Source organism: Mesorhizobium sp. Ca11, assembly GCF_020165275.1.
Classification (GTDB): domain Bacteria; phylum Pseudomonadota; class Alphaproteobacteria; order Rhizobiales; family Rhizobiaceae; genus Mesorhizobium.
Genome location: NZ_JAIUHU010000013.1, coordinates 136,444 through 162,698, shown reverse-complemented (window position 1 = coordinate 162,698; position 26,255 = coordinate 136,444). Strand labels below are relative to the sequence as shown.

Genomic DNA, 26,255 nt, shown 5'->3' with positions numbered 1-26,255 from the left:
AAGGACGACCAGGATTCATTCGGTCTCCTTCCCACTTCAACCATACACCAGAACCAACACACAGGATTCCAGGGTCTGCGCGCGTCGCTTCGCTCCTTGCTCGCCCTAGAATGACGAAGTTATGATGCGGCATCCGGCACGACAATCGCGGAATTCCGCACAAGCTCAAAACCCTGCCCGGCTATGGTCTCCGCAACAGGAGACCTTCTGATGAGCATCGTCGTATTCGACCCCGACAGCACCGAGGATGTGGACTTCAAGGATCGCATGCGCCACCCCGTCGCGGCCGATCCGGCCGGCGGCATGTGGCTTTCAGACACCGAGCCGTCCTTCATCGATGCCGACGCGCTGCGTAAGGGGCGGCTGGCCAAGCTACGCGCCTGGATGCGCGAGGCTGGCTATGGCGGCGTCGTTTTGTTCGATCCATACAACCAGCGCTACGCCACCGGCTCGCGCAACATGTTCGGCTATTTCCTGCGCAACTCGACTCGCTACTTCTTCATTCCGACCGAAGGGCCGATCGTGCTGTTCGAATATCCGCAGAGCTACCATGTCTCGATGGTGCTCGACACGATCGACGAGGCGCGGCCGTCCAAGCTCGTCTGGTCGTCGGTGTCGGGCCGCGACGACGAGACCGCGGGGCCGTTCGCCGACGAGATCGCCGAGCTTCTGAAGAAGCATGGCGGCGGCTCCATGAAGCTCGGGCTCGACCGCTGCAGCCATCTGCAGGCGCTGGCGCTGGAAAAGCGCGGCTGCGAGGTGAAGGACTGCCAGGGCGAGATACTGGCGGTGCGCGCCGTCAAGACGCCGGAGGAAGTCAAATGCCTGCTGGCCTCGATGGCGGGCGCCGAGGCCGCGGTGGCGGCCGTACGCGAGGCGATCAAGCCTGGCGTTTCCGAGAACGAGCTGTTCGCGATTATGTATGGCGAGGTGATCCGGCAAGGCGGCGAGTTCATCGAGACCCGGCTGCTCACCTCGGGACAGCGCACCAATCCATGGTTCAACGAGGCGAGCGGGCGCAAGATCAGGCCGGGCGAGTTGCTGGCGCTCGATACCGACACGATCGGCTGCTACGGCTATTATTCCGACTTCTCGCGCACCTTCCGCTGCGGCCCGGGCAAGCCGACGCCCTATCAGAAATCGCTTTACCGCATGGCGCACGACCAGGTGCAGCACAACATCTCGATCGTGAAGCCCGGCATGGCGTTCCGCGAGATCGCCGAAAAAGCCTGGAAGATCCCGGATCGCTTCGTCGACCAGCGCTACACCTCGGTCATGCATGGCGTCGGCATGCATGGTGAGACGCCTTTCATCGCGCACGCGATGGACTACGAGACCTATGGCCGCGATGGCATCATCGTGCCCGGCATGGTGGTGAGCGTGGAAAGCTATATCGGCGAGAAAGGCGGTCGCGAGGGCGTCAAGCTCGAGGATGAGATTCTCATTACCGAGACCGGCACGGAATTGCTTTCGCGGTTTCCGTATGAAGACGAGTTTCTTGACAATTAGCGCCGACGCATCGACAGCACATTTCGCATGAAAACACCCATTTCCATCCGACGCGGTACAGTGGCCGCGGTGTTCATCGATCTCCAGGAGGAGCATCGCAAGGACAAGCGCTATCTGGTCGAGAGTTTTGCCGACATCCTCGCCAATGTGCAGCGCCTGCAGGAGGCGGCGCGGCGCAACTTCGTGCCGCTCTATCATTGGGCGTATATCGTCGATCTCGCCGCGGCGCGGCCGTTCCACCCAGTCGATGAAAGCGGCAAATCGGCCTTCTCCGACAAGGACGATCCGCTGACCGCAATCTGCCATGAAGTGGCGCCGCAAAATGGCGAAGTCACGCTGGTCAAGCAGGAAGCTAGCGCCTTCGCCAGTAACGATTTTGGCGACAAGCTCAAGACCTCGGGCATCGAATGGCTGGTGATTGCGGGCGTGTGGACCGAGGCCTGCATCGACGCGACGGTGAAGGACGCGGTAGCGCGCGGCTTTCGCGTGCTTTTGGTCAAGGATGCCTGCGGCAGCGCCAGTGCCGCCATGCACCAGACCGGCATCCTCAACCTCGCCAACCGCCTCTATGGCGGTGCCGTCACCAACACGCTCGATGCCTGCCGGCTGTTGGCGGGAGACACCGTAAAGGTGTGGCAGGTCGAGGGCTCGGTGCCGCTGCGCTTCACCTTCGAGAACGCGGCGCAGCTCTACGCCGAGCTTTGAGGGCAGTGACCAGGGCCCAAACCGATCCGTCGAGCCGCGGCCAATATGCCGACCGGCTCGATCCGGAGTTGTGGGATTATATCGACGAGGTCAACAGTTGGTACCCGCCGGAGATCGTCGCCGCGCCCATTACCGAGCAGCGCGCGGTCTATGATCGGATGTGCGTCGCGTTTCACCAAGGTCATCCGGAAGGCGTGACGACCAGCGACGGTCTCGTAACGACGGCCGCGCATGCGATCCCAATCCGATACTACCGCATGGCGGACAAGACGGCGCCGGCGATTGTCGTCTATTACCATGGCGGCGGTTTTGTTCTTGGCGACCTCGACAGCCACGACGACATTTGCGCCGAGATCTGCGCCGGCACCGGTTTCGAGGTGGTCTCGGCCGACTACCGGCTGGCGCCGGAACACCTGCACCCCGCCTCCTTCGACGATGCGCTGGCCGTGTTCGAATGGGTCGCGGCGACCAGCACGCTGCCGATCGTGCTTTGCGGCGAAAGTGCCGGCGGAAATCTCGCTGCCGCGGTGGCGCAAGCGACGCGGCGCCGTGAAAGGCACGCTGTTGGCCAGATGTTGATCTATCCGGAGCTGGGCGGCGACGAAATCGGTCGCTCTTATGTCGAGCATGCCGAAGCGCCGCTGCTCAGCGTCAGCGACATCGAGTTCTACCGTCGCATCCGGTCCGCGCCCGGGCAGTCACAGGACGATCCAACGTTCTCGCCGCTTCGAGACCACGATTTCTCCGGCCTGCCGCCGACGATCATCGTCACCGCCGAATGCGATCCGCTGTCGTCGGACGGCGAAGTCTATCGCGAGCGCATCCTTGCCGCCGGCGGCCACGCATGGTGGCGCGAGGAGCCGAGGCTGGTGCACAGCTTTTTGCGGGCAAGGCCGACTGTGCCGCGCGCGGCGGAGGCGTTCGCGAGGATCATCAGCGACATCTCGAAGCTGGGCGCCGGCGATGGAGCGCTAATCTCCCCCCTCGTGGGGGAGATGGCCGGCAGGCCAGAGGGGGGCGCGAAGGAACGCGGCTCCTCGGACTTCTGATCATCTGAACGACTTGAGAAGGTAGCGCTGACTGCCGAAACGCCGGCGGGACAGCGCCCCCCTCTGCCCTGCCGGGCATCTCCCCCACAAGGGGGGAGATTGGCTGTACCCTCTGCGGAACAGCGCACAAGAACTGCGGAAACCCAACCATTTCGCTGCGGAAAGCGGACCTATCATTCCCTCGCAGGCAACGGCGCTCCAGCGGACGCATCTGCCCCCGCATGGCGGCCCGGAGCGCCCAACAACAGAGGGAACGACGATGAAATTCATGCTGACCGACAGAAAACTGCACCCGCGTGCCAAGCCGATCGCCGACGATTTCAAGAAGGGCGCGATCAGCCGGCGCGAATATCTGGCTTTGATGGCCGGCTTCGGCGTCAGCGCCGCCGGCGCCATGGCGCTGGGCGGTATCGCTCCCTCACCTGCCTGCGCCGCCGAGCCGAAAAAGGGCGGCGTGCTGCGCGTGGCGATGAACGTCAAAGGTTTTAAAGACCCGCGCACCTTCGACGGCGTCGAGATGTCGAATGTCGCGCGTCAGTGCAACGAATATCTGGTGCGCTGGAAAACCGACTTCTCCTTCGAGCCCTGGCTGCTCGAAAGCTGGGAGACCAGCGACGACGCCAAGACGATCACGCTGCACCTGCGCAAGGGCATCACCTGGTCGAACGGCGACATTTTCAACGCCGAGGACGTGATCCACAACCTCAACCGCTGGTGCGATGCCTCGGTCGCCGGCAATTCGGTCGCCGCGCGCATGGGCGCGCTGGTCAATGCCGACACCAAGAAGCCGGTCGACGGAGGCATTCAGAAGGTCGACGACTACACCGTCAAGATCAACCTGCCGAAGCCCGACATCTCGCTGATCGCCGGCATGGCCGACTATCCGGCGCTGATCATGCACCGCTCCTATGAAGGCGATGCCGATCCGAAGAAGGCTTTGGCCATCACTACCGGCCCTTGCGAGCTGGTGAGTTGGGACGCCGAGACGGGCGCGGAGGTGAAGCGCAAGGACAAGCCCTGGTGGAAGGGCGAATTCTATCTCGACGGCATAAAATGGGTCGACTACGGCTCCGATCCCAACGCCACGCTGTCCGCCTTCGAGTCCGGAGAGATCGACACCGACCACGAGACCACGGCGGATGCCGTGTCGCAGACCGATCAGATGGGCCTGCAGAATTCCGAGATCGCCACCGGCTCGACCATCGTCGCGCGCTTCAATGTCTCCAACGCGCCCTATGACGACCTCAAGGTGCGCCGCGCCGCCCAGCTTGCCGTCGACAATGCGGCCGTCCTGAAGCTCGGGCTCGACGGCCGCGGCAAGCCCGCCGACAACCACCATGTCGGCCCGATGCATCCGGAATTCGCCGATATCGGCCCGGCCAAACGCGATGTCGAACAGGCCAAGAAGCTTATTTCGGAATCCGGCAAGGCCGACCACGAATATGAGCTGATCTCGGTCGACGTCGAATGGCAAAAGAGCACCGCCGACGCGATTGCCGCGCAAATCCGCGAGGCCGGCCTGAAGATCAAGCGCACCGTGCTGCCGGCAGCGACCTTCTGGAACGACTGGGCCAAGTTCCCCTATTCCTGCACCGAATGGCTCGGCCGCCCGCTCGGCGTGCAGGTGCTGGCTTTGGCCTACAAATCGGGCGGCGCCTGGAACGAAAGCGCCTATGCGAACAAGGAGTTCGACGAGCTTCTCGACAAGGCGCTTGCAACGCCGGATGCCACCCAGCGCAAGGAGATCATGGCCAAGATCGAGACCAACCTGCGCGACTCCGGCATTATCGTCCAGCCCTATTGGCGCTCGGTCTACCGCACCTATCGCAAGGGCGTGCAGGGCTGCGAACAGCACCAGGCGCTTGAGCAGCATTTCGAGACGGTGTGGCTGGAGTCCTGATCCTCCCAGGAGCGAGCGGCCGGCGCGACCTTCCCGTCGCGTCGGCCGTCTGCCATTTGCCAGCGATTGCCTTCAGCTCAGATTGCGTCGGCGGCGCCGATTGCTAGGAAAAGACGGCCAACAGTTTGTCGACGCCACCGCCCTCCTTCGCACGCCGCAAGGCTATGTATGTGGTCGTCGCGACGGCAGGGCGAAAAAGCACACCGCGACCGCCAGCGAGAGAACTGGATTCCGTCCGACGAACGCCCAGCCGGAATTTACCGGCTGCACCTGGGCTTTCCAAAGCCATCGGGTGATCTCTGCTGCCTAGGAGAATATCTCCGCCAGTTCGTCGATGCTTGCGCCTTCTTTCGCCTGGCGCAGCTCGACATAGCTCACCGCGGTTGCGATCGAGAGCACCATCGAGACCACCGTCTGCACCAGCGCGGCGCCGATCTCGGCGATGATGCCGCCGAACAGCACCAGAACAAGCAGCATCCCCCATTGGATGATCATCGCGATGATGATGAGAATGAGGAACAGACCGAAAAGCCCCCAGCGGCTGCCCTTGGTGAGGACCCGGCTGCGCGACATCGAGCCGAACACGCCACGCCGCTCCTGGATCAGGACCGGCACCGACATCGACCAGCCGAGCCAGAGGATAATGCCCGGCACTATCAACAGCATCAGGCCGATACCCGCACCGAGACCGACGAGGAGGCCGATGCCAAGCGTCGGCAGCAGAAAGCGGATCGCAATCTGGATGCAGTCGCCAAAGGACGGACGCTTGCCATTGAGGTCCTCGATGGTCGCCCGCACCAGCGCCGACTGGAGCAGCAGCGCGCACACGAACGAAATCAATCCGGCGATGATGGTGATGTAGGAATTGCGAAACATGGCGCCGGGGTCGGCCATGGTGCCGGGGTCGCGCTGCATCATGGCGTCGATCTGCGGCTGGGTCCACAGCCTGATGAGCAAGGCCGGCAGACCGGAAAACAAAGCCGCCAACCCAACGCAAAGTCCGAGGTTTCGGCCAATCACTCCGAAGGTGTTGCTGAATACCCTGCCGATCTCGAATCGGCCGGGTCGTCCCAATGTTGCAGTCGTCATGATAATTTTCCCCCGAGTCACCACTGCGTTCATCGGCGACTTCAAAGTAAATTTGCCAAGATTGAAAGGCTACGTCCAGTGCGCTTGCAATTGTCATGGCGTATTGCCAGTGTCGGCCCCGAACCGCAGGTTGCAGGGGGAACGAGCGGGTGACAGCCGCAGGGACGGAAGAGGCCGGACGGCTGGCGCAGCTGCACAAGCAACTGCTCGGGGACGATTCGATCCAGTTCGCCTTGCCGACCTATGTGCGGCCCGAGCCGCCGGAGTGGCTGAAGCCGCTTCTGGACGGCTTGGCGAAGCTCGGCCCCTACATGATCTATCTGTTCTGGGGCGCGGTCATCATCGGCGTCGCGATCATTGCTTTTCTGCTTTTCCTCGAGGCGAAAGGCATTGCCTGGCGCCTGCCATGGCGGCGAAAACGCGAAGAAACCGAAGCGAAGGAAGAGTGGCGCCCTGACGCGGGGGCGGCCCAGGTCCTGCTCTCCGAGGCCGATGCGCTCGCCGCGCGCGGCGAGTATGACGAGGCGGTGCATCTACTGTTGCGTCGCAGCGTCTCCGATATCGCCACCCGGCTGCCCGATTTCCTGCGCCCATCGCTCACCGCACGCGACATCGCCGCCGCCGGCTCCATCCCCACCCGGCCCCGCGCCGCCTTCAGCGAGATCGCCCGCATCGTCGAGGCCGCCTTGTTTGCCCGCCGACCCGTCGGGGTCGAAGGCTGGCAGCAGGCGCGCGGAGCCTATGAGCGGTTCGCCTTCCGAGATGCCTGGGCATGACCGCGCAGATGACAGGCGCAGTGCAAGAACCGTTCAGCCGCAAGACCCTGTTCTGGGGCATTTTCGCCAGCCTGCTGGCGGCGGCCGGATTTTTCCTGCTGTCCACCTATGCGCCGGATTTCCGCCAGCCCCAGGGCGGTGCCACGCCGTTCTCGAAGGGCGGCACCGGCTATGCCGGGCTTGTCGAATGGCTGAAGCTCACCAACGGACAGGCGCCGCCGATGGAGCGCGGCGAGAAGGACCTCGCGTCCCCCGTGGCGTCGACCTTCCTGCTCGTCGTCACCATCGCGCCGGGCAGCGACCCGGCCGCGCTCGATCGCCTTATCAAGCTGCGCTCTGGCAAGGACACGCTGTTCGTGCTGCCCAAATGGCAGACCTTTCCCTTGTTCAGCCACGAAGGCTGGGAGGAAAAGGTCGAGCGGCTGCCCAACAACGTCGTCAACGACTGGCTCGGCCGCATCGCCAAAGCCAAGCTCGGCGAGGCAGAGAGCACGCTCTCGCAGATCAATATCGCCGGCCGCATGGTGGCCGCGCCGGAGGAGCTGCAATGGGTAGCGGACGACCATCCGCTGATCGCGGCGGGCGACGGCAGGGCTATCCTGACCGAGCTCGACAACGAACCCTTCTACATCCTCACCGATCCCGATTTCCTCAACAACGCCGCGCTGAAGGACGAGCAGAAGGCGGCCGCCGCGCTCGACATCATCGCCATGCTGGAGCCCGCCAAGGGAGCCGTCATGTTCGACCTGACGCTGCACGGCATCGGCGGCAACTACGATCTTGCCAAGCTGCTGATCGAACCGCCTTTCCTGGCTTTGACGCTGTCGGTGCTGGTGGCGGCCGCGCTCGCCTTCCTGCACGGGCTCGGCCGCTTCGGTCCGCCGCGCGCCGAAGAGCGCGCCATCGCCTTCGGCAAGCGGGCGCTGGTCGACACCACGGCGATGCTTTTGAAGCGCGCCGGACGGCTGCAGGAGCTTGGCGACCGTTACGCAACGCTGATGCGCCAGCGCGCGGCCGTCCTGCTCGGCGCGCCGCACGGGCTGCAGGGCGAGGCGCTCGACCGCTGGCTCGATTCCCGCGACAAGGAAGAACAGCACGGCTTCACCGCCCGCTTCAGGGCAGTACACGATTCCAACAATCTGGCCGCAATGCACGAAGCAGCCGAAAAGCTGCATGACTGGACGGCAAGGAGGCTCATTGAACGTCGATGAAGTGAAGACCCTGGCGAACGCGATCAGGGAAGAAGTGGCAAAAGCGATCACCGGCCAGCGCGACACGGTCGACCTGATGCTGACGGCGCTGTTTGCCGGCGGGCATATCCTGCTCGAAGGCCCGCCCGGCACCGCCAAGACGATGACGGCGCGCTGCTTCGCGCAGGCGCTTGGCGTCGCCTATGGCCGCATCCAGTTCACGCCCGACTTGATGCCCGGCGATATCGTCGGCGCCAACATCTATAACTTCCAGACCGGGCAGTTCACGCTGACGCGCGGCCCGATCTTCTGCGACCTTTTGCTCGCCGACGAAATCAACCGCACGCCGCCGAAGACTCAAGCCGCGCTGCTCGAGGCCATGCAGGAGCATGCCGTCACCTTCGACGGCACCACGCATTCGCTCGGCCGGAATTTCATGGTGGTGGCGACGCAGAACCCCATCGAGCACCAGGGCGTCTATCCGCTGCCCGAAGCGCAGCTCGACCGCTTCCTGTTCAAGCATCGGGTGAGCTATCCGGATCTCACCGAAGAGCGCGCCATCATCGTCCATCACGGCGGCGGCTCGGCCTCGCACGATATCGAGCAATACGGCATCAAGGCGCGGACCGACCGCGAGACGCTGGAAGCGGCGCTGGCCACGGTCGGCGACGTCACGCTGGTCGACGACGTCGTCGGCTATATCGCGGCACTTGTGCGCGGCACGCGCGAAAGCCCTGACCTGGAAGTGGGAGCGAGTCCACGCGCGGGCGCCATGCTGGCGAGAGCCGCGCGCGCCCGGGCGACGCTCGACGGCCGCAACTATGTCATCCCCGACGACGTCAAGGCGCTGGCAGTACCGGCGCTGCGTCACCGTGTCGTTCTCTCGCCGGCCGCGCAGATCGACGGGCGGCTGGTCGAGCAGATCGTCTCAGACCTCGTCGACAATACGGAAGCGCCGCGTTGATCTATCCGAGCGGCCGAGCGGTCTGGGCAGCTGCGGCGGGGGCGATCCCCGCCTTCCTGATCGCGCTCGCATTGCCGCATGTCTGGTATCTCGGCCTGTTGTGGATCTGCCTGCTGCTTGCATTCCTGGCGGTGGACGCAGCCGCAGGCAGGGGTCGCGCCTCGCTCAACGCCACGCTGACGGCGCCGCCGCAGGTCGGCGTCGGCGGGCGCTTCACGCTGCACGTGGCGGACGGTGCCGGCGCAAGGCTGCGCCGCCTGCAGGCGCGTGTCGGGCACGACCAGCGGGTCCAGCCATTGGCCGGCACCGGCGGCGCGCTGCCGGCCAATGGCGGCACGCTCGATCTCGAATTCGAGGCCATCCGCCGCGGCATCGCCGGCTTCGACCGTCTCTGGCTGCGCTGGCAGGGTCCGTTCGGACTGATCTGGAACCAGGTTGTGTTGCCGGTCGACCGCAAGGTCGCGGTGCTGCCCAATGTCAACAGCGCGCGCGACGAAGCGATCACGCTCTTGCAGCGTTCCGCCCTTGCCGACGGCCATACGCAGAAGCGTGCCGGCCAGGGCCGCGAGTTCGAAGCGCTGAAGGATTACCAGCCCGGCATGGGGCGGCGCATGATCGACTGGAAGCGCAGCGCCCGGCACGGCAAGCTTCTGGCGCGCGAGTTCCGGATCGAGGAGAACAACAACATCGTTCTGGCCATCGATAGCGGCCGGCTGATGTGCGAGCCGGTCGACGGGGTGCCGAAGGTCGACCGCGCGGTGACGGCGGCGCTTCTGTCGGCGTTCATCGCGCTCAAGGGCGGCGACCTCGTCAGCCTGTTTTCCTTCGACGCCAGGCCGCGCGTGTCGAGCGGCGCGGTGCGCGGCTCGCCGAGCTTCACCATGATCCAGAAGCGCGCCGCCGAGATCGACTATTCGACCGAGGAGACCAACTTCACCCTGGCGCTGACCACGCTGTCGGCGAAGCTCGACCGGCGCTCGCTGGTCATCGTCTTTACCGATTTCGTCGATCCGATCAGTGCCGAACTGATGCTGCGCACCGTGGGCCGGCTGACCGAGCGGCATCTGGTGCTGTTCATGCTGATGAAGGATGTGGAGCTTGAAACGCTGGCCGACATGGCGCCGGTTGCACCCGAAGATGTCGCCCGTTCCGTCACCGCCGGCGACCTCTTGCGGCAGCGGCAGGTGGTGATCGGCAGGCTCAGGCTGCTTGGCGCGCATGTCATCGAGGCCGACCACCAGCGGCTCGGTCCGGCGCTGGTCGAGCGCTATATCCAGCTCAAGGAGGAGAACCTCTTATGACGCCGTCGGCCGGCACCGATTCCGTGCGCCAGTCGCTGGCAAGCTTCCGCCAGGAGCGCGAGGCCGACTGGAAAGCCTTCGAGGCGCTGCTCGCGCGCGTCGAGAAGCGCGCGCCGCGCGCGCTCTCAGAAGACGAATTACTGTCGTTGCCGCTCCTCTACCGTTCGGCGCTGTCGTCGCTTTCGGTGGCGCGCGCGACCTTGCTCGACAGCGCGTTGATCGCCTATCTCGAGGCGCTGTGCCTGCGCGGCTATTTTTATCTCTATGGCGCCCGGCGGAGCTTGAGAACCCGCATCGGCGATTTCTTCCTGCACGACTGGCCGGCGGCGATCCGCGACCTTTGGCGCGAAGTATGGACATCGGTCGGGCTCACCGTCATCGGTGCCATTGCCGGCTATTGGCTGGTCGCTTCGGACAAGCGCTGGTACGACGCCATCATCGCGCCGAGCCTGGCGGGCGGGCGCAACCCGGATTCGTCGGCCGAGACGCTGCGCAGCGTGCTTTACGGCGGCGGCGATCATTTCCTGTCGGGCTTCGCGGCCTATCTCTTCACCCACAACACGCAGGTCTCAATCCTGGCCTTCGCGCTGGGCTTCGCCTTCGCCGTGCCGAGCGTGCTGATCATCCTGATGAATGGCTGCATGCTCGGTGCCATTTTCCAGATCTATGCCGCCAAGGGCCTGGGTTTCGAGCTCGGCGGCTGGCTTTCGATCCACGGCACGACGGAGCTGTTCGCCATCGCCATCGCGGGAGCTGCCGGCATGCGCATCGGCACCAGCATCGCCTTTCCCGGCGAACTGACCCGCATGGCGGCCGCGGCGCGAGCCGGGCGCGTGGCGGCGACCGCCATGATCGGCGTCACGGTGATGCTGCTTTTTGCCGGACTGTTGGAAGGCATCGGCCGGCAGACGATCACCAGCGACCTCGCCCGCTATTCGATCGGCGGCGGCATGCTGGCGCTCTGGATTTCATATTTCTACCTGTTGCGGATGGTGCGGCATGGCGACCGCTAGGACAGCCAAGGCAAAGAACCCTGCCGCGCTGATACGTCCGCTGGTGACACCCGAAGGCGTGGACCTGCGGGTCAAGCTGGCGGATGCTGGCACCCGCGCTTCCGGATTCCTGCTCGACGTGGTGATCATCGTCGTCGCGGCCGTGGTCATCTCGCTGGTGATGATCTTCGGCCTTGCAGGGCTTGGTATCCAGGATGCGGAGCCGCTGTTCATCGTCTGGATCATCTTCATCTTTTTCCTGCGCAACGTCTATTTCATCGCCTTCGAGGCGGGCCGGCGGGCAGCCACGCCGGGCAAGCGCATGGTTGGCGTGAGGGTCGCGTCACGCAGCGGCGCCGGCCTCACCATCGACCAGGTCATCGCGCGCAATCTGATGCGCGAGATCGAAGTTTTTCTGCCGTTGTCGATTCTGGCTGCGCGCGCCAGCGCCGATGTCGCCGACACGCTGTCGACCATCTTCGGTCTTGTCTGGGCGTTGCTGTTTTCGCTGTTTCCGCTGTTCAACCGCGACCGGCTGAGGATCGGCGACCTGCTCGCCGGCACCTGGGTGGTCGAGGCGCCGAAAGTGGCGCTGATCGAAGACCTTTCGCAGCGCAAGAATCCGGTCCCGGCCGGCTTCCAGTTCAGCCCCGCGCAGCTCGACACCTATGGCATCGCCGAACTGCAGAAGCTCGAGGAAGTGTTGCGCCGCGACGATTATTCCGCGCTGAAAGCTGTGGCGGAGACCATCGCCCGCAAGATCGGCGCCCGGGTCGAGCCGATCGATTCAAAGGCTTTTCTCACCGCCTATTACGGCGAGCTGCGCGCGCATCTGGAGCGCAAGCTGCTGCTGGGGAACCGCAAGGCGGATAAGTACGCGCGCTAGCGGAGCGTCCCTAGCCTACCCCACCCATTTCTCGTAATCCGACACCAAAAGATGCAGCGGGGCGACGTCCTCGTCGATGTTGGAGAAGCGGCCGATCGGATCGCGGAAGACATTGTCGGTGAGGTCGTCATTGACCGTCGAGACCTCGCCGATCAGCACATCCTTGCCCTCGGCCCAGAAGGCGTGCCAGACGCCGGGCAGCAGCGTCACGCTCTGGCCCGGATCGAGCTTCAGCAGCCCGCCTGCCGGCAGTCTGGTCATGGTGCCGTCGACCGGCACCGAGACTTCGGCCTTGGGGTCGATGCCGCCGTCGCGGTCGTGCATGAACAATTCCAGCACCAGCTTGCCGCCGCCTCGGTTGATGATGTCCTCGGCCTTGATGTTGTGGCGGTGCATGGGCGAGAGCTGGTCCTTGCGCGAGATCATGATCTTCTCGGCATAAAGCATGCCCATGCCGAGCTTCATGTCCTCGTAACGACCGTTGCGCACTGTGAACAGGAACAGGCCGAGCTCGTCGAACTTCTCCTGGCCGTAGTCGGTGATGTCCCAGCCGAGACGGGAGGTGAAGATGGCCGGGGAGTCGCCCTTATGCGCCTTCATCTCTTCCGGCGACCAATAGGCGAAGGGCGGCATGATATAGCCGAAGGAGCGGATGAAGGCGTCGGCTTCGCGGATGATGTCGTTGATCTTGGAGCGCTTCATGGGTTCTCTTCCTTCCGGCCGCCGCCTGCTGAAATCCGTCCTTCCGAATAGCCCAATGCCGGTCCTCTGTCGACGCAAACCGGCGGATCTGGCCCCGTGACATGGGCTTCGTTCGGGGCCATAACCCAACTGATTTGTTTTAACGCAATGTCTTTGTCCCACAGCGGATCGCCGCGCGGAAGACATGCTCGGACGGGTGATCTCATGGCAAGCATAGCCGATCTCGACACACCGGCGATCCTCATCGATGCTGCCCGCGCCGAGGCGAACATCAAGAAAGCGCAGGCCCATGCGGATGCTCACGGGCTGAAGCTCCGCCCGCATATCAAGACGCACAAGCTGCCTTACTGGGCGAAGAAGCAGGTGGAGGCGGGCGCCGTCGGCATCACCTGCCAGAAGATCGGCGAGGCCGAGGTGATGGCTGATGCCGGGCTGACCGACATTTTTCTCCCTTACAACATCCTTGGTCGCGCCAAGCTGGAGCGGCTGAAGGCGCTGCATGGGCGCGTGACGCTATCGGTGACGGCGGACAGCCATGAGACGCTTGAAGGTCTTGCCGCCACTTTCACCGACGCCGGCCATCCGTTGTCCGTTCTGGTCGAGTGCGACACCGGCATGGGCCGCTGCGGCGTGCAGAGCGCCGACGAAGCGCTGGCGCTGGCGAAAGTGATCGACCAGGCCAAGGGCCTCGCCTTCGGTGGGCTGATGACCTATCCGGCGGCGGGGCGCGCCGCCGAGACGGAGGCATGGCTGAGCAATGCACGCTCTACGCTAACAGCGGCCGGGCTTGAATGTGCCCGCATCTCCAGCGGCGGCACGCCGGACATGTGGCGCTCCGGCGAGGACAGCGTGGTCACCGAATACCGGCCCGGCACCTACATCTATCTCGACCGCTACCAGGTCGCCAAAGGCGTCGGCACGCTCGACGACTGCGCGCTGACCGTGCTGGCAACCGTGGTCAGCCATCCGACGGCGACGCGCGCCATCGTCGATAGCGGCAGCAAGGCGCTGTCCTCCGACACGCTCGGCCTGCCTGACTTCGGCGAGCTGCTCGGCGTGCCGGGCGCCCGCGTCACGGGCTTGAGCGAAGAGCACGGCACCGTCACGCTATCGGGCGGCGCCTTGCGCATCGGCGAACGCGTGCGCGTCGTTCCCGATCATTGCTGCGTGGTGACGAATTTGTTCGACCAGGTGCATCTGATCGACGGCGACAAGGTGCTGGAAACGCTGCCGGTAGCGGCAAGGGGACGGATGGGGTGAGCAGCGGGCTTCCCCTTCTCCCCTTGTGGGAGAAGGTGGCCGAGCGAAGCTCGGACGGATGAGGGGTGCTCCAGCAGAGTGAGGCGTTGGCGTTCCCTGGAACACCCCTCATCCGTCTCGGCGCTGCGCGCCGATCCACCTTCTCCCACAAGGGGAGAAGGTCAGGCCCGCTCCGCCTGCCGCGCGGCAACTCTGCGCATCGCGGTCACGCGGCGCCTGAAAATCTCCGTGCGCATGGCCATCAGGTGCAGCGCGAAGAACAGCACTGTGAAGCCGAGCGCCATCGCGGCGAGCGGCCACAGCATCGAGGGGTCGATGGTCGGGCCGCCGAGGCGGAAGACCGAGGCCGGCTGGTGCAGCGTGTTCCACCAGTCGACCGAGAATTTGATGATTGGGATGTTGATGAAGCCGACCAGCGTGATGATGGCGGCGGCCCAGGCCGCGCGGCCGGCATCATCCAGCGCGCGGGTCAGCGCTATGATGCCGAGATACATCAGGAAAAGCACGAAGACCGAGGTCAGCCGCGCGTCCCATACCCACCAGGTGCCCCACATCGGCTTACCCCAGATGGAGCCGGTGATGAGCGCCAGCGCGGTGAAGGTGGCGCCGATCGGGGCCGCCGCTTTCAGTGCCACATCGGCCAGCGGATGACGCCAGACCAGCGTGCCCAGCGCCGAGATCGCCATGATCGTGTAGCACATCATGGCGAGCCAGGCGAAAGGCACGTGAATATACATGATGCGCACGGTGATGCCCTGCTGGAAATCCTCCGGCGCGGTGAAGCTCATGTAGAGGCCGACGGCGAGCAGAATCGCCGTGACCGCCGCCAGCCATGGAATGACTTTGTCCGCCAACCCGACGAAGCGCGTCGGATTGGCGAGATCGGCCCAGGCGCTCAAGCGTGAGGTGGTGTCGCTCATGCCAACCTAAATAGACCGGAGATTGGCCTGGGGCAATCGGGGGAGTGTCGCGCTTTCCCTTCTCCCCTTGTGGGAGAAGGTGTCGCCGAAGGCGACGGATGAGGGGTGTTCCAGAAAAGCCAGCGTCTCACTCCGCTGGAACACCCCTCATCCGTCTCGGCGCTATCGCGCCGATCCACCTTCTCCCACAAGGGGAGAAGGGAGAAGCGTTCTGCCTTACGCCGCTTCCGTCACCGGACGGCTGAGGCGGCGGACTTCCTCGTCGTTGAGCAGGCCGCCGGCGCGCAGCAGGGCGGCGAAGCGGCCGTTGCGCAGCGACAGCTCGGTGAAGCCGCCCATCTCGACCACCCTGCCCTTGTCCATGAAGACGACGAGGTCGGCGTCGCGGACCGTGGTCAGGCGGTGGGCGATGATGAAGGTCGTGCGGTTGCGGCGCAGCTCGTCGATGGCCTCCTTGACGCGATCCTCGGTTTCGACGTCGAGCGCGCTGGTCGCCTCGTCGAGCACCAGGATCGGCGCATCCTTGAGCACGGCGCGGGCGATGGCGATACGCTGGCGCTCGCCGCCCGAGAGCTGGCCGCCGCGCTCGCCGACGACGGTGTCGTAGCCGCCGCTCTTGGCCAGGATGAAGTCCTGGGCGGCGGCGGCATTGGCGGCGGCGTGAACCTCGTCATTGCTCGCATCGGCGCGGCCGACACGGATGTTGTCCTCGATCGAGCGGTTGAGCAGGCCGGCGTCCTGGAAGACGGTGGCGATCGAATGGCGCAGCGACTTGCGGGTCACCGTGCGGGTGTCGATGCCGTCAATCAGGATGCGGCCGCTGGCAGGCGTGAAGACGCGCTGCAAGAGATTGATGAGGGTCGTCTTGCCGGCGCCGGTCGGGCCGACGATGGCGACCGTCTGGCCGGCCTGGACCTCGAAGGAGACGTCCTCGATGCCGTGGCCCGAATTGGCGAACTCGAAGCTGACATCCTCGAAGCGAACGTGGCCGGTGACGTTGGTCAACTCGCGCAATCCGTCGGGCTCGGCGGTCTCGGCAGCCGAATCCTCGAGGCGATAGAACTCCTCGAGCTTGGCACGAGCCTCGGAAATCTGGGTGGTGAAGGCCGACATCTGGTCGAGACGGGCGATCAGCATTCCGGCAAAGCCGGTGAAGGCAACGACATCGCCGACGCGGAGCTGGCCACGGGTGACGAGATAAGCGCCGATCGAGAGCACGATCATCATCGAGATGGTCGACGACAGACGGTTCAGCGCATTGGCGATCGCCCACCAGTCGAGCACCGGGTTCTGGGCGTCGAGCAGATCCTTCACATAGCGCTTCAGCGTCGCGGTCTCGTGGGCGATGCGGTTGTAGCTCTGCAGCACGGCAACGTTACTGACGCTGTCGGTCACGTGGGCAAACACGGTGTGGTAGTGGCGTTCGACGGCAGTCTGCCCCGACTTGGTGCGGCGCATGACGATGCGTCCAATGCCAACGTAAAGCACGCCAAGGCCAAGCAGCACGACGGACATGCGGATGTCCATGGACAGCGCGGTCGGAACCAGCAGCACCAGCGCGATGGCCGTCGAGAGATGCACGCGCATGAATTCGAGCCACAGGCTGAACAGGGTCTCGACCGCGCGCAGCAGCGTGTGAAGGGAATTGGATGTGCCGCGCTGATGGTGCCAGGCAAGCGGCATGGTGATGACGCGCTCGAAGGACTGGCACAGCACTTCGGAGCGGCGGGCATGGGCGAAGCGGTCGGCGCCGCGCGCCACCAGCACGAAGGCGACGACGTTGAAGGCACCAAGAGCGGCCCAGACGGCGAGCGTCGAAAACACCGCGCCTTTTTCGGAGATGGCACCGATCACCCGGCCCAGCAGGATGGGCTCAAGGATCGCGATCGCCGCGAGCGCGACGTTGGCGCCGCAAATCAGCGCAACGCGCTTCTTGTCGGACGCCAGATAACCCAGCGCTCTAAAGTAGATCTGCAGAAGTGACACTTCAGCTACTCCGCCAAACTCTTGTCTGTGCTCAATGCCCGAATTGTGCACCGCACCATTTTCTGACACGTATCGGTTAACGTGTCGCGAAACAATGCGTCGTCTATCGCTTCCGTTCCCATTTAGCGAACAAAAGATGACGACGGTACGAAATCTGACGTGATCACCTAACGGTTTGAGATAAAAGGTGAAATGTCAGGCTTGCGGCAAAATAATGGCACCTGCCTCGCGCTGCCACATTTTTAATCACAAGCTGCTTGCTTAGGCTGCCCTAAAGGAAGGCGCGCGATCGGGCGCGAGAGGCCGCGCCAAGTAAAAAGGGCGTCGGCCGCGCACCCCGAAAGATGCGCGACCGGCGAACCAAACCTTTGATTTTACGCAGGTATCCTGACGACGACCTCGGTCTTGTCGCCGGCTTTCGGCTCGAAAGAGGCCGATTTTTTCTTCGAACCATCGACTTCTAGCGAGATCGACTTGGTCTTTTTGTCGCGGATAACACAAAGCTTGATCTCGCCGTCGAACATCTTGAGCGTCGCGGCGTAGCCGTCCCAGTGCCCGGGCAGCTTCGGCCTAAACGTGATCTCCTTGCCGCGCCGCTCGATGCCGAGAATGCCCTCCACCGCGGCGCGGTAAAGCCAGCCGGCCGAGCCCGTGTACCAGGTCCAGCCGCCGCGGCCGCCCTTGCCTTCGCCGGCATAGATGTCGGCGGCCACGACATAGGGTTCCACGCGATAGTGCTCGGCCGCCGCCTCGTCCGAAGCGTGGTTGAGCGGGTTCAGCATCGAGAAGCAGCGATAAGCCTCGTCGGTGCGGCCCATTTCGGCCAGCGCGATGACGAACCAGGTCGCGGCATGGGTGTATTGGCCGCCATTCTCGCGCACCCCCGGCGGATAGCTCTTGATATAGCCGGGATCCTTGTCGCTTTTCGAGAAGGGCGGCGTGAACAGCTTGACGATCTTGAGCTTGTCATCGACCAGCATCTTGGTCGCCTGTTCCATAGCCGTCGTCGAACGGGCAGGATCGCCCTCGCCCGACAGCACGCTCCAGGACTGGGCGATGGAATCGATCCTGCACTCGTCCGAATTATGCGAGCCGAGCGGCGTGCCGTCGTCGAAGCTGCCGCGCCGGTACCACTGGCCGTCCCAGGCGGTGCTTTCCAGGGCCCGCTTCAGCGCGTCCGCGTGCTTGGTCCAGGCCTGTGCCCGCTTGGTGTCGCCCTGCCCTTTGGCGACAGGCGCGAAGTCGGTGAGCGTCTTCAACAGGAACCAGCCCAGCCACACGCTCTCGCCCTTGCCGCCCTCGCCGACACGGTTCATGCCGTCGTTCCAGTCGCCGCCAAGGATGAGCGGCAGGCCGGCGGGGCTGCTGCGCTTGATCGCGAGATCGAGCGCCCGCGCGCAATGTTCATAGAGCGGCGCGGTGTTCTTGGTGATCTCCGGCGTGAAGAAGGCGTCGTGCTCACCCTCGCCGAGTTGCTGCCCGTCGATGAAGGGCAACTGCTCCTTGAGGATACCGGCATCGCCCGTCACCTCGATGTAGCGGGCCGTCGCATGCGCCAGCCAGACTACGTCGTCCGAGATCATCGTGCGCACCCCGGCATCGGTGCGCGGCAGCCACCAATGCTGCACGTCGCCTTCCGGGAATTGCCGGCGCGCCGCGTTGAGGATCTGGTCGCGCGCCAGCTTCGAGTCATGCGCCAAAAGCGAGAGCGTGTCCTGCAACTGGTCGCGGAAGCCGAACGCGCCGCTCGCCTGGTAAAAGGCCGAGCGCGCGCGGATGCGGCAGGCCAGGCTCTGATAAGGCAGCCAATGGTTGACCATGGCGTTCATCGCTTCGTCGGGCGTCTCGACCTGGATAGTGTCGAGGAAGCCGCGCCAGACGCGCTCGTTATCGGCCAGGCGCTGATCGAAATCCTTGCCGCGATGGGTCTGCACCAGCGCGCTCGCCTCGGCGGGCGTGGCAGCGTCGCCAAGCAGCCAGGACAGTGTCACGTCGCCGCCGGCGGGAATGTCGATGTCGCTGGCGACGACAGCGCAGGGATCGTCACCCGCCTCGATGCGGCCGGAAAGCGCAAGCCCGCCAAGCACGGCCTGCGGATATTCGGTCGTGCCGTGCCTGCCGATGAACTCGCTGCGGTCGGCGGTTACCGAATGGACAGGATGGCTGGCTGCCAGGAAGGCGACACGCTCGCCGAAGTCGAGGCCATAGGGATTCTGCGCCAGCATAGCGCCGGTGGCGGCGTCGCGCGACGGCACGATGGTCGCCGCCGTGCGCGAGCGATGGCCGCCCAGCACCCATTCGGCATAGGCGTAAATGCGCAGCCGCGCCGGTGCCGGGCCGGCATTCTGGATGCGCAGCCGGGTGATCTTCACAGGATCGCTAGGATCGACCACCTGCGTCAGGTCCATCGACAGCGAACCGCGCCTGGAGCGGAAGGTCGAGAAGCCCTGGCCGTGCCAGGTCTCATAGGTCATCGACGGATCGCGAACCGTCGCGGCCATCGGCGAGAAGGCCTTGCCGCTCAATTGGTCGAAAATATAGAAGCCTTCTCCTGGCCGGTTCGACACCGGGTCGTTCGACCACGGCGTCAGCTGGTAGTCGCGGCTGTTGCGGCTCCAGGTGAAACCGGCGCCTTCGGCCGAGACGTGGAAGCCGAAGGAGGCGTTGGAGATCACGTTGATCCAGGGCTGCGGCGTCGAACGCCGCCCGGTCAGCCGCGTCACATAGTGGCGGCCGTCGCGGTCGAAGCCGCCAAAGCCGTTCCAGAGGCTGAGACCGCTGCCGTCGGCGGCGATATCGGCTCCGTCCCGGCTTGCCGGCACCGGCAAGGGCAGCGGTGGAACGGGTTCGCGCGGTGTGCCGCCCTCGGCCTGCATCAAGGCGTCGCGGGCCTGGAGCGCCGCCGTCTCGGCACGTTCGAGCTGATCGAAGATCGTGCCGTTGCGGGTGTGCAGCACGACCCGCGCCACAGACAGCAAGGTCTTGTAGGTCGGCTCGTCCATCAGGTCGCGACGCACCGCGAAGATATGCTGGCGGGGTCCGAGCTCGCGGCCGCGCAGGCGGCTGTTCTCGCACAGCGTCTCCACCGCGCGCTGCAGGTCCTGCACATAGGACGAGGCCTGCTCGTTGACGACGACGAAGTCGATCATCATGCCCCGCGCCCGCATATATTCCTGGAAGCGGAGCGCCTGGGCGACGATCTCGAGATCGGCGACGTCGCCGATGCGCACGAGGAAGATCGGGAAATCGCCGGAGATGCTGGTCGGCCACAGGCTCGACTGGCGGCCGAGGCCCGACGCTATGGATTCCGCCGGCAGGCGCAGGAACGGATCGGGATAGATCAAATAGCGCGCCAGCTTCTGCACATTGGCGGCGTCGGTGAGGCTGAGCCCCAGATGGCGCGTCTGCACCTGGCTGCGCGTCCAGGCAAGCATGGCCTGGCGGGCGAAGCTCTCCTGGTGGTCGAGACGGGCGATCGCCTCGTCGAGCTCGCCGCGATTGGCGCCGACGGCGGTCCAGAAGGTCAGCGATATCTTCTTGTTGGCCGGAACGCGCACCTGGCGGCGCAGCGCCGCTACCGGGTCGAGGGTGAAGCCCTGGCTGCCCGAAAGCCTGACGCCGGGGTCGAAGGCGACGGCATCGGCGATGGTGCGGCCACGGCCGATGAAGGCGCGCCGGTCGGTCTCGGCCTCGGCATCGCGCGACGGGCCGGACGGGTCGGTGACGAAATGCACCATGGTGAGGTCGGGATCGTTGTTGTCGCGCTTGCGCCTTGTGGCGAAGATCGCGCTGTTGTTAGGCGCGATCTCGGTCTCGACGAACATCTTGGAGAACGCCGGATGCGCGTTGTCCGAAGTCTCGTTGCCGAGCACCAGCTCGGCGAAGGAAGTCACTTCGATGTGCCGGTCGGTGGCGCCGTCATTGTAGAGCGTGATGCGGCGGCCTTCGCCATTTCCTTCTGAAATGACGATGCATTCGACTTCCGAACGCAGCGAACCCACCGTCTTGGTGAAGCTCGCCTTGTCGTCGCCAAACAGCGTCTGGGCGCGCTCGCCCTCGGCGCGCTTCGGCTCCGCGGTGGCGGACCACCAGTCGCCGGTCGCCGCGTCGCGCAGGAAGATATAGGAGCCGAGGCGATCCTCGCTCGGATCCGGCTGCCAGCGGGTGACGGCAAGCTCGCCGAAGCGGCTGTAGCCGGACCCGGTGGCGGTGACCATGACCGAATAGCGGCCGTTGGACATGACGTTGGTCGCCCGCAGCGCCTTGATCGGATCGAGCACGACACGGCTGTCCGGGCTCTCGGCCTCGGTCTCGTCCTTGGAGCGCTCGTCGGCTTCCGTCCTGACAGTCGCCGTCGGAATGTCGCGCGGCGCCTTCTCCTGCAGCAGAAGCTCGGCCGATTCGATCACCGGGTCGCTGTGGAAACGCTCGCGCAGCCGGCCCTCGAAAATAGCGTCGGCTACCGCCGCGATCGTCATGCCGGAATGGTGCGCCATATAGTTCTGCACCACAGCGTGGTCGGTGCCTTCGGGCACGCGTTGCGGCGTGAAATCGACCGCGTCGTAGAAGCCGTGGCGGCCGAGCGCGCCGATCGAACGCAGCCGCTGCAGGTTCTGCACCGCCTCGCGCGGATTGAACTGCGCGGCCAGGATCGTCGCATAGGGCGCGATCACGGTGTTCTGGCCAAGGCCGCGCTTCAGGCCGAGCCCGGGCACGCCGAAATTGGTGTACTGATAGGTGAGCTCGCGGTCGCGGGCGTTGTAGGCCGCTTCCGAAATGCCCCAGGGCACGTTCTTGGAACGCGCATACTGGATCTGGCGCTTGATGATGAGCTTGCTGGTCTGGTTGAGGATCGAGCCCTGCGGCTCCTTCATCACCAGCGGCGGCATCAGATACTCGAACATCGAGCCCGACCAGGACATCAGCGCCCCTTGGAAGCCGATCTCGACGATTGGCCGTCCCAGACGGAACCAGTGCTCGGTCGGCAGGTCGCCCTTGGCGATGGCGAACAGGCTGGTGAGCCGTGCCTCGGAAGCAAGCAGGTCGTAGCAGCTCTCGTCGAGCTGGCGCTCCTCGACGCGGTAACCGATCGAGAGCAGCTTGCGCTCCTGCCGCATCAGGAAGGAGAAATCCATCTCGAAGGCGTAGCGGCGACAGCGCTCGCGCAAGGCGAGCAGCTTGGCGCGCAGAGCGGCGACCGCGCTATCGTCATTGTGCGAGTCGTGCACATGCGCCTCGCAGGTCGCTTCCAGCCTGGCCGCCCAATCGGCGATGACATCGCTCTTCGGCGATGCCGCCTCGGTGTGGATGGCGGTGGCGAGCTTGCGGATTTCGCCCGCCAGTACCGCAAGGTTGATGGTGCGGATCGACGCCATCTCGGGCTGCGCCTTGATGGTCGCCACCGCGCGACGCATGCCGTCGAGACGGTCGGCAAGGCGCTGGCGCAGCGGCCGCAGTTGCCGGCGGTCGTCCGGCAGCTCGTCCAGGCTCTCGTCGAGGATGGTGACGGTGTCGATGATGCCTTCGAAATCGCCTTGCAGATGCACGGATGGCGCTTCGGCCCATTCGGCGCAGGACGCCGCCACCGCGACGAGATGTCCAGCGAGATTGCCGCTGTCGACCGCCGAGATGTAGAGCGGATAGAGCGGCTTCAGTGTCGTGGTGTCATACCAGTTATAGAGATGGCCGCGATCGCGCGGCATGTTCTCGATGGTCGTCATCGTGGCGTCGATGCGGGTGATGGCGTCCGACAGGCTGATCCAGCCGAAATCGCGCGCCGATACAACCGAGAGCAGATAGACGCCGATATTGGTCGGCGAGGTGCGCGGCGCCACAACCGGCGCCGGGCTTTCCTGGAAATTATCCGGCGGCAGGTGATGCTGCTCGGCCGTCACGAAGGTCTCGAAATAGTGCCAGGTGCGGCGCGCGAAGGTGCGCAGCGCGTGGATGTCGGCGGTCGAGATGCGCAGCCTGTCCTCGGTCTCGGCCGAGCGGCTGATCCAGCAGGCGACGGCGGGCGAAGCGATCCAGAAGATGGCGAAGAAGAAGGCGACGAAGGCGCCGGTGGAATCGGCCAGCACCGGAATCGCCAGGCCAACGACGCCGATGATCACCGCGCCGTACATCATGCCGTAATAGGCGCCGAGATCGTTGCCGCCCTTGGCGGCTTGCGAGGCGGTACGCCATTCCAAAAGATTTTGCCGGCTGACGAAGAGCCGATAGATGGTGCGGATGATGGCATCGCCCATCATCCAGGCGAGATGCGCCATCAAAAGCACTTTTAACGCCACGAGCGCGGTGCCGAACACGGTATCGCGGGCCAAGGCGGAGAAATGGCCGCGCGGCGTCTGATCGCCGCTCTTCGGCAGGATGCCGTTCACGATGTCGAAGGTCGGCGCCATGAACAGGCTGAGGATCATAAGAGCCTGCCACTGCGCGGCTTGGGTGAAGGGCAGCAGCGTCCAGCCGGCGACGCAGGCCATGACCCAGAAGATCGGGGTGACCGAGCGGCGCAGATTGTCGACCATCTTCCAGCGCGACAGCGCAGGCACGCCGGAGCGCGGATCGAAGATATAGCCGAGCAGCTGCCAGTCGCCGCGCGCCCAGCGGTGGTGGCGCGAGGCGTCGACCGAGTAGCGGGTCGGATAGTCTTCGACCAGCTCGACGTCGGTGACCAGCGCGGCGCGTGCCAGCGCGCCTTCGAGCAGATCGTGGCTGAGGATGGTGTTTTCGTCGATGCGGTTCTTCAGCGCCGCCTCAAAAGCGTCGACATGGTAAAGGCCCTTGCCGGTGAAGGAGCCGTCGCCGAAGACGTCCTGGTAGAGGTCGGAGACTGCGAAGACATAGGGGTCGAGGCCGCGATTGGCCGAGAAGACGCGCTGGAAGAAGGAGGCGTCGTCGCCGCTGGTGAGCGAAGCGGTGATGCGCGGCTGCAGGATGGTGTAGCCGGCGGTGACGATACGCTTGACCGGATCGAAATGCGGGCGGTTCAGCGGATGGGCGAGCTTGCCGACCAGGTCCGAAACCGCGTCGCGCGTGGTGCGCGTGTCGGCGTCGAGCGTCATCACATAGACGACGTTTTCCGGCAGCGGCACATCGAGCGGCAGGAAGGTAGTGTCGCTGTCGCCGCGCAAAAGAAGGTTCAGCTCATGCAGCTTGCCGCGCTTGCGCTCCCAGCCCATCCAGCAGCCCTGAGCCTGGTTATAGAGCCGGCGGCGATGCAAGAGGTAGAAGCGCGGCGAACCTTCGGACGGATAGCGGGCATTGAGCCTGGCGATCTCGTCGCGGGCATATTGCAGGATCTCGATGTCGGCGACGTCGATCTCGGTCTTGGAATCCGGCCAGTCGGACAACAGCGCGAAACGGATCTCGTCCGCCGTGTTGGCGAGGTGGTGCACCTCGATGTTGCGGATGTTTTCCTCGACGTCGTCGCGCGAGCCGATCAGCGAAGGCACCACGACCAAGGTGCGCGATTCGGCCGGGATGCCGTGCTTGTTGTAATCGTAGCCGACAAGCCTGGTCGGCTTCAGGAACAGCGCTACCACGGTGTTGAAGAAGGCCAGCGCGCCTTCGCTGGCTGGAACGGCGAACAGCGCCAGCATCAGCGTGATCGATTCCACCGACAGGCCGAGATTGACGAGCGCTTTGCCCGACAGCACCAGCAGCAGCGCCGTCAACAGGAAAACCGGCACGACGATGCCCAGCCAGCCGGCGCTGGCAAAGCCTCGTTTGAAGGTCACATAGAAAGGCGGCCGGTAGCCGATCGCCCTTTCCAGCTCCTGCCGGCGCGGGCCGACCAGGAAGAAGCCGACATCGGTGTGCACGGCGGGGTCCGCTGTTTCCGGCACGCCGGACGCATCGGTGAGGCCGGGTGTGTGGCCGGCAAGCTCGATCGCCTTTTCGGCGACGCGGTACTCGGAGAGATGCGAGCGGCGCGCCAGCTGTTCGATCGCGGTGCGGTACTGGTCGCGCGAGAAGAAATCGAGGTTGGCGAAATCGGTCTTGTCGCGCAGCAGCGTGTCGATGCGGCTGACGCCCTCGAACCAGACCGTCCAGTCGACGTCATTGATGAGGCGCAGACCGCGAATGATGTTGCCGGTGGTGACATTGCCCGAGGACAGCGTCTGATGCTCGGAGATGATGATCTCCTCGGCATCGGAACCGGTCTTTTCGAGCTCGCCTTCCAGCCATTCCAGCGCGCGGCCGGCGTTCTGCGATCCGTCGCGCAGGCGGTAGAGCAGTTGGGTGGCGAAGGTGGTGTCCTGCGCATGCGCGCTGTAGTTCGATAGGATCCTGGTGCGGTCGGCATTGTCGTCGGTCGCCAGAACCCGGTCGGCGACCTCGTTGGCGGTCTGGCGCATCTGCCTGGTGCGCTCGACGCGCACGGCGATGCGGCGCAGGTTCTCGATGAGCACGAAGCGCAGCAGCGACGGCAGCGCCCAGAGCTCGCCGATCTTCATCGGCTCGACCGACTGGAAACCCTCGACGATCGCCTTGAACATGTTGGCCGAGACGGAGCTGTCGGAATGCTCGACATAGCTCCAGGCCACGACGAAGGCGCGTGGCAGCACCGTGCCGTCGCCGAGCGTGAGCGTCGGCAACTGCCGGTAGAAGCGGCGCGGCAGGTCGCGCTTGACCTGGAAGATGGTCTCCTCGACGAGGTAATTGTTGTCCAGCAGCCATTGTGCGGCCGGCGTGATGGTCTCGCCCTTGGCCTGCGCCGCATTGGTCGAGCGGTAGACTTCGAGAATTTTCTTGGCGCTATCGCGGATGCGTGCCTGGAACTCGAACGGGGCGAGGCCGAACAATTCCTTGACCTCGCCCTTGGCGAGCGCGACGCCCAAGCCACGCAGCCGGTCCTCAGGCAGGAAATTGGAGCGTATCGGCGCGTCCGTCGCCGCCGGGAAGCCGGCGCTTGTCTGTTCGATCTTGTTGGGATTGGTCTGAATGTTCATTGAAAATTCCGTAAGCGGGGGCGCAATGCGGCGTCACCGCCACGGCAATGGCCCTAAAACCGGTTCAATTGC

The 26,255-nt window shown here is 64.7% G+C and carries 16 protein-coding genes; 11 read left to right on the top strand and 5 right to left on the bottom strand.

What is annotated here, in order from left to right; genetic code table 11:
- Window positions 1-210: 210 nt before the first annotated feature.
- The 4 genes from LB538_RS22180 (at window position 211) to LB538_RS22165 (ending at window position 5,163) form a co-directional block, all read left to right on the top strand.
- Window positions 211-1,509, top strand: coding sequence for a M24 family metallopeptidase (locus LB538_RS22180; RefSeq protein WP_224528993.1), 1,299 nt, complete (start codon window positions 211-213; stop codon window positions 1,507-1,509).
- Between the two features lie 27 nt (window positions 1,510-1,536).
- Window positions 1,537-2,214 carry an isochorismatase family protein gene (locus LB538_RS22175; protein WP_224528994.1) on the top strand — a complete coding sequence of 226 codons (678 nt, stop codon included), beginning with the start codon at window positions 1,537-1,539 and terminating at the stop codon, window positions 2,212-2,214.
- A 5-nt stretch (window positions 2,215-2,219) separates the two neighbouring features.
- Window positions 2,220-3,263 carry an alpha/beta hydrolase gene (locus LB538_RS22170; protein ID WP_224528995.1) on the top strand — a complete coding sequence of 348 codons (1,044 nt, stop codon included), beginning with the start codon at window positions 2,220-2,222 and terminating at the stop codon, window positions 3,261-3,263.
- A gap of 259 nt (window positions 3,264-3,522) precedes the next feature.
- The gene (locus tag LB538_RS22165) at window positions 3,523-5,163 is read left to right on the top strand and encodes an ABC transporter substrate-binding protein (RefSeq protein WP_224528996.1); all 1,641 of its coding nucleotides are present in this window, start codon (window positions 3,523-3,525) and stop codon (window positions 5,161-5,163) included.
- Between the two features lie 306 nt (window positions 5,164-5,469).
- Here the strand turns inward: LB538_RS22165 and LB538_RS22160 are convergent, their stop codons facing one another.
- The gene (locus LB538_RS22160) at window positions 5,470-6,252 is read right to left on the bottom strand and encodes a hypothetical protein (protein ID WP_224528997.1); all 783 of its coding nucleotides are present in this window, start codon (window positions 6,250-6,252) and stop codon (window positions 5,470-5,472) included.
- A 149-nt stretch (window positions 6,253-6,401) separates the two neighbouring features.
- Here LB538_RS22160 and LB538_RS22155 point away from each other — a divergent pair, with 149 nt between their 5' ends.
- From LB538_RS22155 to LB538_RS22130, 6 genes are read left to right on the top strand one after another with little or no spacing between them, the layout of a single operon-like run.
- A complete protein-coding gene (locus tag LB538_RS22155) occupies window positions 6,402-7,028 on the top strand; it encodes a DUF4129 domain-containing protein (RefSeq protein WP_224528999.1) in 627 nt (208 codons plus the stop codon).
- The gene (locus LB538_RS22150) at window positions 7,025-8,239 is read left to right on the top strand and encodes a DUF4350 domain-containing protein (protein WP_224529002.1); all 1,215 of its coding nucleotides are present in this window, start codon (window positions 7,025-7,027) and stop codon (window positions 8,237-8,239) included. The genes LB538_RS22155 and LB538_RS22150 overlap by 4 nt, the downstream gene beginning before the upstream one ends.
- Window positions 8,226-9,182, top strand: coding sequence for an AAA family ATPase (locus LB538_RS22145; protein ID WP_095767774.1), 957 nt, complete (start codon window positions 8,226-8,228; stop codon window positions 9,180-9,182). Before LB538_RS22150 ends, LB538_RS22145 begins: the two co-directional genes overlap by 14 nt.
- Window positions 9,179-10,483 carry a DUF58 domain-containing protein gene (locus tag LB538_RS22140; protein ID WP_224529005.1) on the top strand — a complete coding sequence of 435 codons (1,305 nt, stop codon included), beginning with the start codon at window positions 9,179-9,181 and terminating at the stop codon, window positions 10,481-10,483. Before LB538_RS22145 ends, LB538_RS22140 begins: the two co-directional genes overlap by 4 nt.
- Window positions 10,480-11,496, top strand: coding sequence for a stage II sporulation protein M (locus LB538_RS22135; RefSeq protein WP_224529020.1), 1,017 nt, complete (start codon window positions 10,480-10,482; stop codon window positions 11,494-11,496). Before LB538_RS22140 ends, LB538_RS22135 begins: the two co-directional genes overlap by 4 nt.
- Complete coding sequence (locus LB538_RS22130) at window positions 11,483-12,361, top strand: RDD family protein (protein ID WP_224529022.1); 879 nt, start codon at window positions 11,483-11,485, stop codon at window positions 12,359-12,361. The genes LB538_RS22135 and LB538_RS22130 overlap by 14 nt, the downstream gene beginning before the upstream one ends.
- Window positions 12,362-12,376: 15 nt before the next feature.
- Here LB538_RS22130 and LB538_RS22125 read toward each other — a convergent pair whose 3' ends face one another.
- Window positions 12,377-13,063, bottom strand: a complete 687-nt coding sequence (locus tag LB538_RS22125) for a D-lyxose/D-mannose family sugar isomerase (protein ID WP_095767778.1) — start codon at window positions 13,061-13,063, stop codon at window positions 12,377-12,379.
- A 204-nt stretch (window positions 13,064-13,267) separates the two neighbouring features.
- On the opposite strand from LB538_RS22125, the gene LB538_RS22120 reads away from it, so the two are divergent.
- A complete protein-coding gene (locus LB538_RS22120; protein ID WP_224529024.1) occupies window positions 13,268-14,323 on the top strand; it encodes a D-TA family PLP-dependent enzyme in 1,056 nt (351 codons plus the stop codon).
- A 161-nt stretch (window positions 14,324-14,484) separates the two neighbouring features.
- Here the strand turns inward: LB538_RS22120 and LB538_RS22115 are convergent, their stop codons facing one another.
- The 3 genes from LB538_RS22115 to LB538_RS22105 form a co-directional block, all read right to left on the bottom strand.
- Complete coding sequence (locus LB538_RS22115) at window positions 14,485-15,243, bottom strand: heme ABC transporter permease (protein WP_224529028.1); 759 nt, start codon at window positions 15,241-15,243, stop codon at window positions 14,485-14,487.
- A 216-nt stretch (window positions 15,244-15,459) separates the two neighbouring features.
- On the bottom strand, window positions 15,460-17,229 hold the full coding sequence (locus tag LB538_RS22110; RefSeq protein WP_224529029.1) for a glucan ABC transporter ATP-binding protein/ permease: 1,770 nt from the start codon (window positions 17,227-17,229) through the stop codon (window positions 15,460-15,462).
- Window positions 17,230-17,603: 374 nt separating this feature from the next.
- Window positions 17,604-26,183 (bottom strand): GH36-type glycosyl hydrolase domain-containing protein, encoded by an 8,580-nt coding sequence (locus tag LB538_RS22105; protein WP_224529032.1) that lies wholly within the window; start codon window positions 26,181-26,183, stop codon window positions 17,604-17,606.
- Between the last annotated feature and the right edge of the window lie 72 nt (window positions 26,184-26,255).